We start from the raw sequence: 17,074 nt of genomic DNA, 5'->3' as shown, positions 1-17,074 counted from the left end.
TCAACCGGCGGCAGAATTATGCCGATTCCGCATGTATATAGCCGGTTTATTGCTTTTACAGCGGTGGTAGAAATGGAAACAATTAAGCCTGATTTGATCAGGGAATTAATAACGTATGGCAAATAACCCGCCCATTCTGACTGAAATATTGCCAGTGATTATTCAGGCTTTAGAAAAAGACGCTGAAGAGGTTGATCGCAGCGGCGAATTTCCCAAAACAGCTTTTCGTGTGTTGCAGCAGCATGGCTTGCTGCACTTCGTATTGCCGACTGCGTCGGGCGGCAGCGGCGGCGATTTGCTGGCAAGCCAGGCGATTATCCAGGCCGTGGCGCGCAGCGAACCTTCTGCCGCGCTGATCCTCATCATGCAGTATCTCAACACGCGCCGCCTCGACGACAGCTCAAACTGGCCAGATGCGGTGCGACGTAAGGTAGCGGAGAGTGTGATTCGCGACGGTGCGCTGATTAACGCGCTGCGCGTCGAACCGGAATTAGGCACGCCCGCGCGCGGCGGATTGCCCGCTACCCGCGCACGCCGCACTTCTGAAGGCTGGCGCATCAGCGGTGAGAAGATTTACTCCACCGGCAGCTATGGGCTGAGCTGGTTTCTGGTCTGGGCCAGCAGCGACGATGCCGATCCGCTGGTCGGCGGTTATCTGGTGCCGGCCAACGCGCCCGGCATCCACATCATTGATGAGTGGGATCACCTCGGCATGCTCGCCACCTGTAACCATCGCGTGGTGCTGGACAATGTGCTGATCCCGCTTGATCACGCGGTAAACGTCGCGCCCTGGAGTACGCCGCGAGCGGGTCTTAACGAAGAGGAATCGGTGTGGATGGCGGTGCTGCTCGGTTCGCTGTACGACGCCATTGCGAACAGCGCACGCGACTGGTTTATCGGCTTTTTGCAGCAACGCGTGCCGGCCAATCTTGGTGCGCCGCTGGCATCACTGCCACGCTTTCAGGAACTGGTTGGCCGCATCGATACGCTGCTATTTACTAATCAAACCCTGCTGAGCAGCGCTGCACAAGGCCACGTAGCCAGCGGGCATGCCGCGCAAATTAAACAGGTGGTAACCGAAAACGCCATTCGCAGCGTGCAGCTGATGGTTGAGAGCATCGGTAATCACGCGCTGACGCGCCACCTTCCGTTACAACGTCACCTGCGTAACGTGCTATGCGGCCGCATTCATACGCCACAGGACGACGCCATTTTCACTTCAGTGGGTAAATTGGTACTGTCTGCAGAGAGCAATTCATCATGACGCTGAAATTCATGAATCTGGTTGGGGAGGTCGCCATAAATGGCGACCGAAGGATTGGCGAGATTCTCCGCTGGATGCGCAATCCTGCACACCCAGCATTTTCATCAGAAACGATAAGTCGCCGAAACCGAGAAGTTACGTGGATCGCCGTACACGATGCCGCCGTTACTGACGTTGGTATCATACTCTTTGTCGAACAGGTTGTTGATGTTGGCCTGTAACGAGACGTTTTTGGTGACGTCGTAGCGTGCGAACAGATCCACCACTGAGTAGCTGCCCTGACGTGCGCGCCAGGTGCCTTCACCGTCTGGACCGCCAATGTCGCCGTAGGTTTTCGACTGCCAGGTCAAGCCGCCACCCAAGGTCAACTGATCAAGCATCGGCAAGCGATAGCTGGTGAAGAGATTGAATGAGGTGCGCGGCAGGTTCGAGTTATAGCGATCACCGTTGGCATCTTCCGCTACGTAGCTGGTGCCACCGAAGGTCATCTGCCAGTTATCGGTTACCGCGCCGTTGACTTCAAACTCTACGCCACGGCTAACCACACCTTTCTTACCAACATAGATAGCATTGCCCGTCTCCGGGTTTGTTTCTCCGGTCGCTTCGCCAACGTTGTCCAACTCGGTGCGGAATATAGAAACCGAAGTGGTCAGGCGGCTGTTAAACCAGTCTGATTTCACTCCCGCTTCATAGTTCTTGCCAATCACCGGCGCCAGGAAGGCTCCAGACGCATCCTGATAATCCTGCGGCTGGAACACCGAGGTGTAACTGGCATACGCGGACCAGTTGTCGTAGAAGTCCCAAATCACACCACCGTACGGCGTGATATTGTTCTTCTCCATTTCTTCGCTCAGCGTCTGACGATTCCAGTTGGTGTAGCGGGCACCCAGAATCACATGTAGCGGATCGGCCAGCGAGATGCGCGTTGCCAGATAGGCAGATTTTTGACGAACCAGCTGCGTATCTGACGCCGGTTCGCGCGGATCCCAGTTGGATTCAGGGAAGTCGCCATTGTAGTTATTAAAGTTACCCAGCTCTTCTGAGGAGATATTCTCCCACGAGCTGTAGTACTTGTTGTCCTGACGGCTGTAGTTAACGCCGATCATCAGCTCATGCTGACGTCCCAATAATTCATACGGGCCGCTGGCGAAGGCATCCACTGCATCCACTTTACGTTTGCCAGTGTTGTAGCCAGTGCCGCCGATAACCGGATAGCCGGCGTAAGAAGAAGAGCCCGCGCCGGTGGTTTTATCGAAGAAACCATCGATATACAGCTGTTTGCTGTCGAGGAACATTTCGTTGTGCGTGCCGTTAAGCGTGATGTTCCAGCCGTTATCGAAGTTTTGCTGCAGGTTAACAAAGACTTTTTTGTTTTCTTTGTTGTTGTAAGCCCAGTCCGGCGCGGTGTTGTAACCGCGACGCGCTTTAATCTGCGAACCGTCGGTATACCAGCGCGGTGAACCGCTCCACATAGGTGAATCGGTGTTTACCTGCGTGAATTCGTAACCAACCGACAATTTAGTGGAATCGGTCAGATCAGCATCAACCACGCCGTAAACGAATTTTTTGTCTGCGCCGTAACGCTCGATAAAGCTATTTTTGTCTTCATAACCCGCCACCAGACGACCACGCACGTTCCCTTCTGGCGACAGCGGTGCAGAGAGATCGGCAACGTAACGCTGTTTGTCCCAGCTGCCGTAGCTGGCAGAAACATCCCCGGTGAACTCTTTGCTGTCGGCATGCTTACGCACCATGTTGATGGAGGCGGATGGGTTGCCTGGGCCAGTCAGCAAACCGGTGGCACCGCGCACCACTTCGACCCGCTCATACAACGCCATATCGCTTTGCGCATCGCCAAGGTTCCAGCGTGAGGCGAAGGCGGTGGGAATGCCATCGGTCATATAGTTGTCGATCAGGAAACCGCGCGAATAGTAGTTGGTGCGATCCATATCGGAAGAGACGCCGTGGATGCCGGTGGTGTTTTTCAGCACATCGTTCAGCGATTGCAGCTGCTGGTCTTCCATACGCTGCTTGCTAACGATTGAAACCGATTGCGGAATATCGCGCGCTGTGAGCGCCATTTTGGTCCCAGCACGCGTCACCGGCACGCTATAATCCTGTGCCGCCTGCTGTTGCTGATCCGCATTCGCGCTGGCATCCACGTTCAACGTCTGTTCGGTGTTGGTGGTCTCTGCTGCCTGCGCGATACCCGACGCAACCATCATAGCCAGTAAAGAGAGACGCAACGCACGCTGCGGCGCATTGCCGGGTTTCCTGACGCGCAAATCTTCGAAAGACATACCATTCCTCAATCAACTTTTCGTTATTTTTTTGCGGCACCGCTGCTGACGTCTGAAAGAGGAACGACAGTGAGGAAGCCGTTAAGAAAGCAAATGAGAAATATACGCATTAAGGTTTACAATGCAAGAAATTGTTACCGGTTTACTGACACTTTTACACTTGGTGAAACGCCTTATTCTTCAACGAGTAATAGTTGATAAGCGTTATTTTCAGGAAGGTTCATGCAGGGATTTTCGTCAACTATGTGAAATTGAACAGATTCCAGCACGCATCAGATTTGTAGGGTCGCCATTCATAGCGACCTTCACATACATCGCATTAAAATGCTGAATAATGCAGCAACTATTATTCTCATTACTCAAAAACATAACGTGAATAAGCCAAACAGCTTGAAAACGCGTCAGCCAATATAAAGAAACTTCTGATCACCCGGATATTTTCCGGACAATTCTGTCTGGAACAGATTATTTTAATTTGCCAAAAAATCTCGTAGAATGCTCTCCTTTACACCAGTCAAATAAGTAATAAGGATTTATTCATGAGCGATGCACTTAACGCATTGAACAATCTTCGCACGCTGCGTGCCGAAGCACGTAATATTGAGGTTACAGCATTAGAAGAGATGCTGGAAAAATTCGCCGTGGTAGTCGCAGAACGCCGTGAAGAAGCGGAAGCAGAAATTGCAGCCCAGCGCGAAAAAGAAGAAAAACTGGCGCTGTACAAAGAGATGTTGTTGAAAGACGGTATCGATATTAGTGACCTGGCGCAATTAAATACCCAGGAAAGCAAACCTAAGTCGAAACGCGCGCCGCGTCCCGCAAAGTATAAGTTCATCGACGAACAGGGTAACGAGAAATTGTGGACCGGCCAGGGCCGCACGCCTTCCCCGATTAAAGCCGCACTGGAAGCTGGCGGTTCGATGGATGATTTCCTGATTTAATCGGCGCATGCAGTACAAAGTGTGAACATGAAAACGCAGCACAAGTGCTGCGTTTTTTACTTATTATTTCTGCGCATTAATCTGTTTGATATACGCTTTTAAAACATCGTACACGTAATCCTGGCAAGCGATACCGGTTTGCGCGTCGTATTTACCGTTGTTGGTGATGTTGTTAGATAACACACGAATACCGATAAACGGGATATTGAACAGCGATGAGATCTGCGCAGCCGACGCGGTTTCCATCTCCTCAACGGAGGTGTTGAAGTTCTCATGGAAGAAGCGAATACGGTCCAACTCGCTGTTCCACACATCAGCCGATCCGATCACGCCTTCCACTACTTTGCCTTGGGTGTAAGCCGGCATCGCCTGCTCAGCGGCTTTCATCAGCTGCGGATCGGCGGCAAACTGACGAATGCTGTGGGCATTTTTATCTTCACCCGCGCTGCCTTTAGAGGCCATTAAATCCATCGGTTTCCACTCCAGGGAATTACTGCCCGCACCTTGCAACTTATGTGGTGTTTTAAACGCGCCGAGGTTGACCGAATATTTGCCCACGACAATGTCATAGACATGTAATGCCGGATCGTGACCGCCTGCAGTGCCCTGATTAATGATGGCTTTAGGTTTGAATTCCACTGCTGCAATCGAGGTTGCCGCCGCGACATTTGACATGCCTTTCAGCGTTTCAGAAACGATCACCGGATAACCTTCAACCGTGCCCTGCCAGAAACGCCATTCGCCAATCTGACGCTCTTTAGCATTTTCCAGTTTGGCGGCGAAATGCTCGGCTTCAACCGGCATTGCACCCTGAATAATGATCGGCGCCTGAGAAGTTTCTGTATTTGCCATAGCTTGCAGCGGCGCGAAAATGGCCAGGCCACTAATTAAAGCGATATTGAGACTTAAGGATGGTTTAGACATGAAATAATAACCGGAAATAATGAAAGGCGCATTATGCGGGATGAAACGCGGGTTGGAAAGTTGTTAATTGACTCATAAAGTTATTGCGATAAGACGCCAGACAAAACCTAAGAATTATCTGGCGCATCTGGCAGAAATTAGCTTAATGCCGCACAGGCCTGTGCAATTCTGCGGCCCGCTTCACGCACCGTTGCAATATCGGTGGCAATGGATAAACGGAAGTAAGGCGACAAACCATACGCGCTGCCCGCCACGCCCGATACCCCGCTTTCCAGCAGATAATTTATTACATCCTGCTCAGTTTCAATCTTCTGTCCATCGGGACGCGTTTTACCCAATAAACCGGCGCAGCGGCAGAAAATAAAGAACGCGCCATCTGGATTAAGCACGTCAATTTCCTGCACCGGCTGTAAGAACGCCATAATTGCATCGCGGCGATCCTGATAAGCCGTGAGTTGCGGCGGCAGGAAGTCGAGTCCACCGTTATACGCCGCCACCGCCGCAGCCTGGCTGACCGCGCCGGCACCGGAACTGTTTTGCGACTGCACCACCACCATCGCGTCGATCAAGGCTTTTGGTCCGGCACCAAAACCAATGCGCCAGCCGGTCATGGCGTAGGTTTTCGACACGCCGCCCACCAGCAGAATACGCTCGGCTAAATCCGGCGCGACGTGCAGCAAACTGACGTGTTCACGGCCATCAAACAGAATATGTTCGTAGAGTTCATCCAGCATGATGAGCACATCAGGATGATCGCGTAGCACCGTCGCCAGCGCAGTCAGCTCATCAGCGCTATACACCATGCCGGAAGGATTGCCGGGATTGTTCAGCACCAGCCAGCGGGTTTTGCTGGTAATTGCCTGCGCCAGCTGCTGCGGCTGCAACTTGTATTCCTGCTCGAGCGGACACTCCAACAGCACCGCTTCACCGCCATTGAAACGCACGCTATCCGGGAACGTCGGCCAATACGGCACCGGTACAATCACCTCATCGCCTTCATTCAGCGTGGCGGCAAAGGCGTTGAAGATGATCTGCTTGGCACCGTTAGCGATGCAGATTTGCCCCAGCTCATAATCGAGCTGGTTCTCATTCTTCAGCTTGGCTATCACCGCTTTGCGCAGCTGCGTGGTGCCGTTGGTTGGCGTGTAGCGCGTTTCACCGGCTTCCATCGCCGCCACCGCAGCCTGACGAATATGCGCAGGCGTATCAAAATCTGGCTCACCGGTGGTGAGATCGAGAATATCGACGCCCTGCTCTTTTAGCTGGCGCGTCAGTTGACGCGCCGCCGCATTGGCAGAGAGCGACACGGACTGCACACGCTTTGATAAGGTGACCATGTTGTGCTCCTGAAGGGGTTATGCCACCGGCAAGCCGAGGTTTTCACGCAGCGTGGCGAACTCGTAATCATCCCGGAACAGGCCGCGACGGCGCAGTTCCGGGATTACCAGCTCAACAAACAGATCCAGCTGCTCGGACATAATCGCCGGCATGATATTGAACCCATCCGCACCGCCCTCGTTCAGCCACAGCTCGAAATCATCGGCGATATCTTCGGCGGTACCGACAATCACGCGATGTCCACGTGAACCGGCCGCTACCGCCGCCAGCTCGCGCAGCGTCAGATTTTCACGCTTCGCCATGTCGGTCATCAGTTTGACGCGGCTCTGGTTACCTTCACCCAGCGGCACTTCTGGCACCGGACCATCCAGCGGGAACTGGCTGAGATCCATGCTGAAACGCAGCGACAGCTGACGCAGACCGTTTTCGATATCCACCAGCGTGTTGAGCTCTTTCCACAGCGCTTTGGCTTCTTCGCGCGTGTGGCCAACAATTGGCATCACGCCCGGCATGATCACCACGTGATCCGGATTACGTCCGGCGGCAATTACCTGATCTTTCTGCGAACGATAGAAGGTTTGCGCTTCTTCGAGGCTGGCCGCAGCGGTGAAGATCACTTCAGCGGTTTCCGCCGCCAGTTTCTGGCCATCGGCGGACGATCCGGCTTCGATGATCACCGGACGGCCTTGCGGTGAGCGGGTGATATTCAGCGGGCCTTGCACCTGGAAGTGTTCGCCCTGGTGGTTAATCGGCTGGATTTTGTCATCAACAAAGTACGCGCCGGTCTCTTTATTCGGCTGCACCGCGCCCTCTTCCCAGCCGGCCCACAGTTTTTCCGCTACTTCGAGGAATTCACGCGCCCGCGCATAACGCTCGGCGTGGTTCGGCATATCGTTGCGGCTAAAGTTGCGTGCCACATCGGCAGAGAACGAAGTCACCACGTTCCACGCAGCGCGACCACGGCTGATATGGTCCAGCGAAGAGAAGCTGCGCGCCATGGTGAACGGATCGCTGAAGGTAGTGGACGCGGTGGCCGCCAGACCGATGCGTTTAGTGTTGACCGCCAGCGCCGACAGCATGGTCAGCGGCTCAAGGCGCGCCATGGTCGATGGCAGGCGATACATGCTGGTAGCCAGCGCATCGCCGACGAAGAACAGATCGAATTTACCGGCTTCAGCTTTTTTGGCGATGGTGATCAGCCAGTCAATGTCAGTCGGATCGCCGAGTTTTTTCGTCAGGCGCCAGCCGCTGACGTGTTGTCCTACCGGCTGCACGAAAAGGCCTAAACGGATGCGGCGTTGTTGTTGTGAGTTAGCCATTAATTTGTCCTGGTCAATTAAAAGTGGTGCGATTTAAAATGTGTTCTCGGTCGCCAGCAGCGCCTGTTCCAGCGCATCAGCAGAGATGCGGAATGGCAAGCGCTCGGCGCTGGCCGCCGGGAATTTAATTTGTTCCGCGATAGTGCGGATCGTTGCCGCGCGGTCGCCGGTTAACGGTGCTAAGGTCAGCGGCATGTCGTACTCACGCAGCAGCGCCAGCAAATCGGCATCCGGCACGCCTTTATGCTCAATCAGCGATTGCACCAGCAGGCTGTAACCCACTTTTTCGCCGTGCAGCCATTCGTGCAGCTCCGGCTGATGCGTCAGACGATTGTGAATGGCGTGGGCAAAACCCGGCGTGGGCAACACATCGCGCACGCTGTTGGCTAATCCGGCCAACACGATGTTGGCATCGATGATTTTCACCAGCTCCGGCGTGACAATCTGCTGTTCGTTAGCAGCAACCGCCGCTGCACCCAGCTCGCGATAGAGATCCAGTGCGCGTTTGGCAGTCATCACTTTGAGATCCAGCGCCAGATCGTGGGGATTGTTACGCTGATAAGGATAGAACTCGTAATATTTTGCCAGCGCATCAACGATGCCGGCTTTCAGATAACGCACGTCGCTGCGCGCAATAATCTCGCTATCCACCAGCACCAAATCAGGCATTTTGCCCAGCGGCTGGCTGCGCACATGGCCGCCCTGCTCATTGTAAACAATCGCCACCGGCGACCAGGCAGCGCAAGTCGCGGCAACCGTCGCGAAGTTGATCACCTTGAGATCGGGCAATTGGCTACCCACCGCTTTCGCCGCATCCAATACGCGTCCGCCACCGACCGCAAACAGCAGTTCAACGCCCTGCTGCTCGACATTTTGCTTCAGGGTTGCAATCGCGGCATCGGTGCATTCACCGATCAGATACTCTATTTCCCAGCGTATAGCATTGGCTTCAAGGCTGTGGGTTAATTCCGGATTAACCGCCTGCCAGGCACGAGGAGAAGTAAAGATGCGAATATGGGAAGCGTAAGGTTTGATAAATTCACCGGCGCGCGCACGCAAACCGGATTCATGTGCATATGCACGCGGAGATTTGATCGCTAACACGGCGTCACCCTGATTAAGAATAAGGCTATAACGGATTAAATTAAGATAATTCAGAGGGTTAATACAGAATAGTTATAGCGCTATGTATTTTCTGCATACTACGGTAAATAACGATTTAAGCAATGCAAAAGGGGTGATTTCATTTTCACAAATTCGCATTAGCTTAGTTATTTTTCACATATAGCGGTGAATGGCTTTGCTGGTAGTCTGATCTCTTTTGTATGAATGCCTGTTAGGTCGCCATTAATGGCGACCCTACAAAAGCGCATATTTTTCCCGGGGATATCTATGTCACTTGAATTTCGTCAGGTCAGAGAAGACGAGGTGGAAACCTATCAGGCGCTGATGCATGCCGCGTATGCGCCTACGCTGGCGCTCGGCATCAAGTTTGATGCCGCTACCGCCGACCTTGCCAAAACGTTACGTCATCTGCAAAGCCACGGCGTTTATGCCCTGTATGCCGATGAGGTGATGGTCTCATCCGTTACCGTACGTTATCCGTGGGGACCGCTGCCCGGCCCGTTTGGCCTGCCGCACATCGGCTGGTTTGGCGCGCATCCCGATTATCCCGGCAAGCAATATGGCCGTCAGGTGCAGGATCGCCTTGAGCAGGAGATTCTGCTGGGCCAATTACGCGCGCCTGCGGTGTCGCTCGGCACCGCCACCAGCCATCCGTGGCTGATCGAGATGTACAAAAAGCGCGGTTTCCAGCTGATGCACACCACCGATCTTGGCAAAGGCCACATTACGCAATATATGAAGAAAGTATTGGATGAAGCCGCCCACGATGCGTGGTTAACACGCCAGGCGGCGCAACAAGGAGTAACAGCATGAGCCAATCACTCGACACCTTAGGCGAACAGCTGATCGCTTTCCGCCATGAACTGCACCGTTTTCCTGAGCTCTCCAATCAAGAGTTTGAAACCACCGCACGTATTCGCCAGCAATTAGAGAAACACCATATTCGCGTGCTGGATCTGCCGCTCAAAACCGGTTTAGTCGCGGAAATAGGTCGTGAAAACGGTCCGCTGATGGTGCTACGTTCTGACATCGATGCGCTGCCGATTGAAGAGCAGTCGGATGTGAGCTTCCGTTCTGAACGTCCCGGCGTGATGCACGCCTGCGGCCACGACTTCCACAGTTCGGCGGCGCTGGGCGCGGCGATTCTGCTCAAACAGCAGGAAGATACGCTGCCAGGTCGCGTGCGCATTCTGTTCCAGGCGGCGGAAGAGACCGGCCAGGGCGCGCCCGATGTGATCGCTACTGGCGCGCTGGATGATGCGGTGGCTATTTTCGGCATCCACAACGATCCGTCGCTGCCGCCTGGCGTGATTGGCAGCAAAGCCGGTCCGTTAACGGCGGCGGTTGATCGCTTTGATATCAGCATCACTGGCATTGGTAGCCACGCCGCTAAACCGCATCAGGGCAACGATCCGATTGTGATTGCTGCGCAAATTATCTCGGCAGCGCAAACGCTGATCAGCCGCAATGCGCCATCCGGCGATAACGCGGTGGTCTCGATCACCCAGATTCACAGCGGCAGCACCTGGAACGTGATTCCTGATAGCGCCTGGCTGGAAGGCACGGTGCGCTCGTTCTCGCAGGAAACGCGCGAGCGTCTGGAGCAGCGCTTCCGTGAAATCGTGCATGGTATCGGCGCCGCTTTCGCCGCCGAGGTGAAATTCAACTGGCACGCGGGTCCGCTATCCGTAGTGAATGATGCGCATTGGGCGGATTTTGCCTTGCAGCAGGCCAGCGCCAGCGGTTTTGAGGCGCGCGTGGTGGAAGCCAGCCCAATCGGCGAAGACTTCGCGTTCTATCAGCAACAGCTGCCGGGCGCATTCATGATGATTGGCACCGGCGAGCCTTATGCGCTGCACCATCCGGCGTTTCGCATCAATGATGATGTGCTGCTGCCGACGTCGCGCTATCTCGCCAATCTGGCGGTCGCAGCGCTGAAGAGCGTGAGCTGATGAGCCTAACCGCCGCGCTGGCTGAGCGCATTGTTCACAGCCAACCTGACGACCTTGCACGTGCTGCCGCACGCCAGGGCGTGCGTGATTTCCTCGCCGTCAGCTGGCCGGTATTGCAAGGCCAGGTGCCGGATAGCGGTTTACCGGCGCTGCGCAGCGTATATGGCGACGGCAGCGCGCGATCTCACGCGCTGCTGCTCGGTTATGCCAGCCACGCGTTGGATTACGATGATTTTCACGCGGATTTTCGCGGACATCCCAGCGTGGTGATTCTGCCCGCGCTGTTTGCCTGGCAGCAGCTGCAGCCTTCTGAGCTGGATCAGTTCCTTGATGCCTACGCGATTGGCGTTGAAGTCGCCGGACGTTTAGGTCTGGCCGTCAGCCAACAGCATTACGCCTTAGGCAATCACAATACCGCGACGCTCGGCACGGTTGCCGCCGCCGCCGCGCTGGCGCGGTTGCTGGCTTTAGATGTCTCTGCCACCGCGACGCTGATCGGCATCGCCACCACGCAGGCCAGCGGTTTACGCGCGCAGTTTGGTTCGGCGGTGAAGCCGCTGCACGCGGGGTTTGCGGCAGAACGCGCGGTGACCGCCGCCCAGCTTACGCTGGCGGGTTTTGATGGTAAGCAGGATGGCGTGATCGAAGCATTTATCTCTGCCACCAGCAACGGCCAGGCGCAGCCGGAAAAGCTGATTGATAACTGGGCGCAGCCGTGGCGTATCGTTACGCCTGGACTGGAGTTCAAACCCTTCCCCACCTGCGCCGGTACGCACAGCGCCGCCGAAGCCACGCGCATCTTGCGCAATGAATGGCTTGCGAGCGGTAAATCACTGGAAACATTGCTGGAAAGCATTAGCGAGATCAGCGTGGCGTTTCCGCCGGGCGGCGATATTGCCGCATCGGTGCGTGTGCCGACCAACGGCATTGAAGCGCGTTTCAGTCTGGAATACGTCATCGCCGCGATGCTGATGTATGGCGATTTGCGTTTGCAGGATTTTGCCGAAGGCGAGTTGAATCAGGAGGTAATGCCGCTGGCGGACAAAGTACTTCGTATACCAGATGAAAATGCGCCACCGGATGCGATTAACCCGGCGCTGCGTTTTCATCTGGTGACGATTACGCTACGCGATGGCTCGCAGTTGCAGCATCACCGCACACGTCAGCAATCGCTGACCGATGCGGTGGATGTCGCAGGCAAGCTGCGTGCGGCACTGCAGCAGGAATCTCCGCAACGCCAGCAACAATTGCTGAACAGCTGCGAGCTGGCTAACAGCACGCATCTGGCGCAGTTAACCCAACTGCTCGCTTAAAGCGTTTCAACCGGCTCCAACGCATCCTGAATGGCATCAGCCAGATTTGCGATTTCATTGGCAACCGCCTGCAAATCCCACGATGCCTTTGATCCGCTGGCAGAGGTTGAGGCGCTAACTGACTCTTTTGCCACCGCTAATGCCGCCGCAACCGCAACGGTGCGCTTATGTTGCTCAACCGTGACGCCAATCGGTGGCTGTGTGAAATAGTCGTTGACCATCGTATCTCTCCCTTAAGTGTTAAAAAAATAAATGAATCCTGGAGAGGTATTATGGGGGAATTACAGCAGAGTGCACTCTAAATAGTGAGCCGCCGGCGGCGGCTCGACCCATTTTCAGATTTTAGGTTGCTGATCTTCAGGGAATTCAGTATCGCGGGGTAAATCATCATCTTCGTCGGGTAATGTTTCATCATCACCTGGTAGTGGAAGTACATCATCATCATCTGGACGTTCTGACATAGGACCCTCCGTAAACCCGAAGTGGGTTAATTAAAGTGTAGTGATGAAAAAAATTAATACTCGTGCTTCTTTTCAATATGTGAGTTAAGCGTAAGAATTAGTTTAACTATGTCATTTTATTTTAACTTTGCCGCTTCACTTAATTACGCAAAACTCACGCTAGGCTTATTTTCTTTTCAGCTCAGTGATTTGCGTTAAGCTAAAGCGTGGTTATAATTTTAATTAGTTTTAATATTCATTTAATAGGTCGCCATTAATGGCGACCCTATAATGTAGTTAATTTCTTTTATTTACTTCACTTTCCTGAATTTTATTCCGGGGGAACACCATGCCGCCATTTTCCAGCTTTTGGCAAGCCGGTTATGAGGGAGCGGATCATATCAATCCCTTCGGCGAACGGCTTTCAATGAATGCGCTGACCGACCATTTATCGCAATACCACAACGATTACGCCGCGCTGCAGCAGTTTGGCATTACCTCCGCCCGCGAAAGTATTGGCTGGCGACTGGCGGAAATGGAACCGCGCGCCACGCTCGAAGGTTTAAAAAAACGCATGAATTCAGCGCGCTCATTTGGCATGCAAATTAACTGGACCTTTTGCCATTACGGCTGGCCGGACGATTTAACCTTATTTTCCAGCGAATTTGTGCCACGCTTCGCCGCTTTTTGTCAGCGCATGGCGCTTTTTCTCGCGGAATATTATGAAGAGGCACCGATTTATTCACCTATGAATGAAATCTCGTTTATGGCATGGGGAATTTCTGTCGGCCTGTTTGGCAATAATGCACACAGCGATCCCGATGAGATTAAACGTCAATTAATTCGCGCCACGCTGGCGGGTTGCGCTGCCATTGGCCGCGCCGATCCGCGTGCGCGTTTCCTGCACTGCGACCCGATTATTCATGTGGTGCCGGATGAAGACAGCGATGCGTGTCGGCAGCGCACCTGCGATATCAACGCTTCGCAATATCAGGCCTGGGACATGATCGCCGGTTTGCGCGAGCCGGAACTCGGCGGCAAACCGCACTATCTCGATGTGGTCGGTGCCAATTATTACCACGGCAATCAGTGGCTCACCGGGTCCGGCTGTCGGCTGGAGTGGCATCTGGGCGATGCGCGCCGCGTGCCGCTGCATCCGCTGCTGACGCAGTTAACCGAACGTTACCAGCGGCCCATTTTGCTGGCGGAAACCAGCCACGTCGGCAGCGGACGCGCCGCCTGGCTTACCCAAGTGACCGCCGATGTCGCGCAAGCCCAACTCAACGGCAGTGATATTCGCGGCATCTGCCTCTACCCGATTATTGATCGCCCGCTTTGGGAAGATCTCCAGGACTGGCCACGCAGCGGATTGTGGGATGTCGATCCTCACAAAAAGCGCCTGCTGAACCCGGTTTATGCCGCGTCATTACAGCAATCACAACGAGTATTAGCCCGTTTTCAGAGACTTATCATCCCAAACAGCAGGCCAGAGGAAAGCACCATGCAACAATCCGTATTAGTGGTATTCAGTCATTTACGTTGGGGATTTGTTTTTCAACGTCCACAGCATCTGTTGTCGCGCCTCGCCCAGTGCCACCGCATTGTGTTTATCGAAGAACCGATTTATCAGCCCGGTGAAGCCGCGTTACGCCACTATCAACCGGCACCGAATGTGACGGTGATCGAGCCGCATACCGATGTGGCCGCGCCCGGCTTCCACGACAGCCAAATCGCTGTGCTGCAGCCGCTACTGGCCGAGCTGCTGGATCACGATGAAACGCCGCTGGTGTGGTTTTACACGCCGATGGCGCTGCCGCTTTTGGCCTGCTTCACCCCGAGCGCGATTATCTATGACTGCATGGATGAGCTTTCCGCCTTTAATCAGGCACCGCGTCAACTGCAGCAGCGTGAATCGGCGCTGTTGAGCCGTGCTGATTTGGTGTTTACCGGCGGCACCAGCCTGTATGAAGCGAAGAAACATCGCCATCCGCATGTTTACTGCTATCCAAGCAGCGTCGATGCGGGACATTTTGAACAAGCGCTGGACCGCACTAACGGCCATCCGCTGCAGGAAAACCTGCCCAAGCCGCGCCTCGGCTATTACGGCGTGATTGATGAACGCCTCGACCTGACGCTGATTGCCGCGCTAGCAGATGCGCATCCTGACTGGCAGATCGTGATGGTCGGCCCGGTGGTAAAAATTGACGTCGCCAGCCTACCGCAGCGCAGCAATCTGCATTGGTTTGGACAGCAACCTTACGCCGCCTTGCCGCACTTTCTCGCTGGCTGGGATCTGTGCCTGATGCCTTTCGCGCTCAATCCATCGACGCGTTTTATTAGCCCGACCAAAGTGCTGGAATACATGGCGGCGCAGCTGCCGATCGTCAGCACCGCGATTGCCGATGTGGTGCGCCATTACGCCGAGGTGGTAAGCATCGCCGATTCTCATCAGAGCTTTATTCAAGCCTGCGATGCCGCGCTCAACATGCCGCTCGAAACCCGCTATCAGCTGGCGAAAAACATGGCGGCACGCGTTGCGGCAACTTCGTGGGATCGCACCGCTGAAGAGATGCAGGCGCATATCGTGGCGCTGACGAAACGCCCGATTTCCCAGCCCGACGTGGCCGCCGCCCGTCCACCAGTGCAGGCGCACAATACTGTTGAGTGCTTGATTCTCGGTGCCGGGCCAACCGGATTGAGCGCCGGTTATCACTACGGCGCGGGCGCGGTGGTGCTGGAGAAAAATGCCAGCGTGGGCGGCTGGTGCCGTTCGGTCGAGGATCAGGGATTCACCTTCGATCACGCCGGCCACATTATGTTCTCCAACGATCCTTACGTGTTGCGTTTGTACGACATCCTGCTGGGCGACAATCAGCACTGGCAAACGCGTGAAGCCTGGGTTTACAGCCATGATGTTTACACCCGTTATCCGTTCCAGTCGGCACTGCACGGTTTGCCCGCCGAGGTGATTGGCGAGTGCGTGTTGGGTGCGATTGAGGCGCGCTATGCATCACCTCCCGCTTTGCAGGCCGTCGCCACCGAAGCGCGTCGCGACTGCTGCGCCGATGGCGCCATCCCGGATGGTGAAACCTTGGCCTGTCCGCCGGAAAGCGAAGATTTTGAGAGCTTCATTTTCCGTACCTGGGGCAAAGGCATCGCGCGACATTTCGCCCTGCCGTATAACCAGAAACTGTGGAAAACCCCGCTGGTGAATATGGAGACTTCATGGCTCGGCGGACGCGTGCCGCTGCCGGATTTGGAGCAGATCATCTCCGGTGCGCTGGCGCCGCTGGATAAGCCGGTCGGTCCCAACGCGCGCTTTGGCTATCCGCTGCGCGGCGGTTTTCAGGCGCTGATGGAAGGATTTCTGCCCCATCTGAATTGCGCGCTGGAGATGGAAGCGGACGTCAGTGATATCCAGCCGCTGCAACGGCGCGTGCTGTTGCGTGATGGTCGCCAGTTCCATTATGACCAGATGATCAGCACCCTGCCGCTGCCGGAGCTGGTGCGATTGATGGGCAGCTTTGCGCCCGAGGCGGTGCAGAAAGCGGCGCAGCAGTTGCGCCATATCTCGGTGCGCTGCGTCAATCTGGGCATTGGCCGCGCGGATATCAGCGACAAGCACTGGATTTACTATCCCGGCAACACGCTGTTCCATCGCATCTTTTTACAGGGCAACGCCAGCCCGCACTGTAATCCACAAGGCGGTTTTGGCCTGACCTGCGAAATGACCTATCGCGCCGATCAGCCGCTGCCTTGTGAAGGTGATGCGTTGATTGAACGCTGTATCGCAGATTGCATTCGGGTCGGCATCATCAATGCCGATGATGAAATCGTGACCGCCAGTGAAGTGGATATGCCGTACGCCTATGTGGTGTACGACCATCAACGCACCGCTAACGTTACACTCATTCGCAGCTGGCTGGTGACGCAAGGCATCCATCTTTCCGGGCGCTACAGCGAGTGGGAATATTACAACTCGGACCACGCGTTCCTCGCCGGAAAACGTGCAGCGGAAACGGTGAAAGATTTGACGCAAAACCGGAAAACCACGGCATGAGATGAAAAAGCGGGTCAGTTAAGGGGCAATTGGTCGCCATGAATGGCGACCCTACGAATGTTGAGTGAGTTTTCAGCGTTTCAACGCGGATCAATCAA

13 protein-coding genes are annotated in these 17,074 nt (G+C 54.8%); 6 read left to right on the top strand and 7 right to left on the bottom strand.

Annotated features, from left to right (window positions below):
• Nucleotides 1–115 precede the first annotated feature (115 nt).
• On the top strand, nt 116–1,264 hold the full coding sequence (locus tag PanJK_RS21850; protein ID WP_265302915.1) for an acyl-CoA dehydrogenase family protein: 1,149 nt from the start codon (nt 116–118) through the stop codon (nt 1,262–1,264).
• 104 nt (nt 1,265–1,368) lie between these two features.
• Here the strand turns inward: PanJK_RS21850 and fhuE are convergent, their stop codons facing one another.
• Complete coding sequence (gene fhuE / locus PanJK_RS21845; RefSeq protein WP_265302913.1) at nt 1,369–3,564, bottom strand: ferric-rhodotorulic acid/ferric-coprogen receptor FhuE; 2,196 nt, start codon at nt 3,562–3,564, stop codon at nt 1,369–1,371.
• A 539-nt stretch (nt 3,565–4,103) separates the two neighbouring features.
• Between fhuE and PanJK_RS21840 the strand changes: the two genes are divergently transcribed.
• Nucleotides 4,104–4,505 (top strand): H-NS family nucleoid-associated regulatory protein, encoded by a 402-nt coding sequence (locus tag PanJK_RS21840; RefSeq protein WP_265302911.1) that lies wholly within the window; start codon nt 4,104–4,106, stop codon nt 4,503–4,505.
• A 63-nt stretch (nt 4,506–4,568) separates the two neighbouring features.
• Here PanJK_RS21840 and PanJK_RS21835 read toward each other — a convergent pair whose 3' ends face one another.
• From PanJK_RS21835 to PanJK_RS21820, 4 genes are all read right to left on the bottom strand, one after another.
• Nucleotides 4,569–5,357: a 5'-methylthioadenosine/S-adenosylhomocysteine nucleosidase gene (locus PanJK_RS21835; protein ID WP_414858961.1), complete on the bottom strand. Its 789-nt coding sequence runs from the start codon at nt 5,355–5,357 to the stop codon at nt 4,569–4,571.
• Nucleotides 5,358–5,566: 209 nt separating this feature from the next.
• Nucleotides 5,567–6,766: an aminotransferase class I/II-fold pyridoxal phosphate-dependent enzyme gene (locus tag PanJK_RS21830; RefSeq protein ID WP_265302906.1), complete on the bottom strand. Its 1,200-nt coding sequence runs from the start codon at nt 6,764–6,766 to the stop codon at nt 5,567–5,569.
• An 18-nt stretch (nt 6,767–6,784) separates the two neighbouring features.
• Nucleotides 6,785–8,086 carry an LLM class flavin-dependent oxidoreductase gene (locus PanJK_RS21825; RefSeq protein ID WP_265302904.1) on the bottom strand — a complete coding sequence of 434 codons (1,302 nt, stop codon included), beginning with the start codon at nt 8,084–8,086 and terminating at the stop codon, nt 6,785–6,787.
• Between the two features lie 33 nt (nt 8,087–8,119).
• On the bottom strand, nt 8,120–9,190 hold the full coding sequence (locus tag PanJK_RS21820) for an iron-containing alcohol dehydrogenase family protein (protein ID WP_265302901.1): 1,071 nt from the start codon (nt 9,188–9,190) through the stop codon (nt 8,120–8,122).
• 288 nt (nt 9,191–9,478) lie between these two features.
• On the opposite strand from PanJK_RS21820, the gene PanJK_RS21815 reads away from it, so the two are divergent.
• From PanJK_RS21815 to PanJK_RS21805, 3 genes are read left to right on the top strand one after another with little or no spacing between them, the layout of a single operon-like run.
• Entirely contained in the window at nt 9,479–10,024 is a 546-nt protein-coding gene (locus tag PanJK_RS21815) for a GNAT family N-acetyltransferase (RefSeq protein WP_061719596.1), read from the top strand.
• A complete protein-coding gene (locus PanJK_RS21810; RefSeq protein ID WP_265302898.1) occupies nt 10,021–11,163 on the top strand; it encodes an amidohydrolase in 1,143 nt (380 codons plus the stop codon). The genes PanJK_RS21815 and PanJK_RS21810 overlap by 4 nt, the downstream gene beginning before the upstream one ends.
• Nucleotides 11,163–12,476, top strand: coding sequence for an MmgE/PrpD family protein (locus PanJK_RS21805; RefSeq protein WP_265302896.1), 1,314 nt, complete (start codon nt 11,163–11,165; stop codon nt 12,474–12,476). The genes PanJK_RS21810 and PanJK_RS21805 overlap by 1 nt, the downstream gene beginning before the upstream one ends.
• Here PanJK_RS21805 and PanJK_RS21800 read toward each other — a convergent pair.
• Nucleotides 12,473–12,697: a hypothetical protein gene (locus tag PanJK_RS21800; protein WP_007890034.1), complete on the bottom strand. Its 225-nt coding sequence runs from the start codon at nt 12,695–12,697 to the stop codon at nt 12,473–12,475. The genes PanJK_RS21805 and PanJK_RS21800 overlap by 4 nt on opposite strands.
• Before the next feature lie 114 nt (nt 12,698–12,811).
• A complete protein-coding gene (locus PanJK_RS21795) occupies nt 12,812–12,937 on the bottom strand; it encodes a hypothetical protein (protein WP_265302893.1) in 126 nt (41 codons plus the stop codon).
• 328 nt (nt 12,938–13,265) lie between these two features.
• Here PanJK_RS21795 and PanJK_RS21790 point away from each other — a divergent pair, with 328 nt between their 5' ends.
• The gene (locus tag PanJK_RS21790) at nt 13,266–16,976 is read left to right on the top strand and encodes an FAD-dependent oxidoreductase (protein WP_265302891.1); all 3,711 of its coding nucleotides are present in this window, start codon (nt 13,266–13,268) and stop codon (nt 16,974–16,976) included.
• Nucleotides 16,977–17,074: the final 98 nt, after the last annotated feature.

It is taken from the genome of Pantoea sp. JK (assembly GCF_026130245.1).
GTDB classification, from domain to species: Bacteria; Pseudomonadota; Gammaproteobacteria; order Enterobacterales; family Enterobacteriaceae; genus Pantoea; species Pantoea trifolii.
Note: the sequence above shows the minus strand (reverse complement) of the source record. Positions and strands in the feature narration are given on the sequence as shown.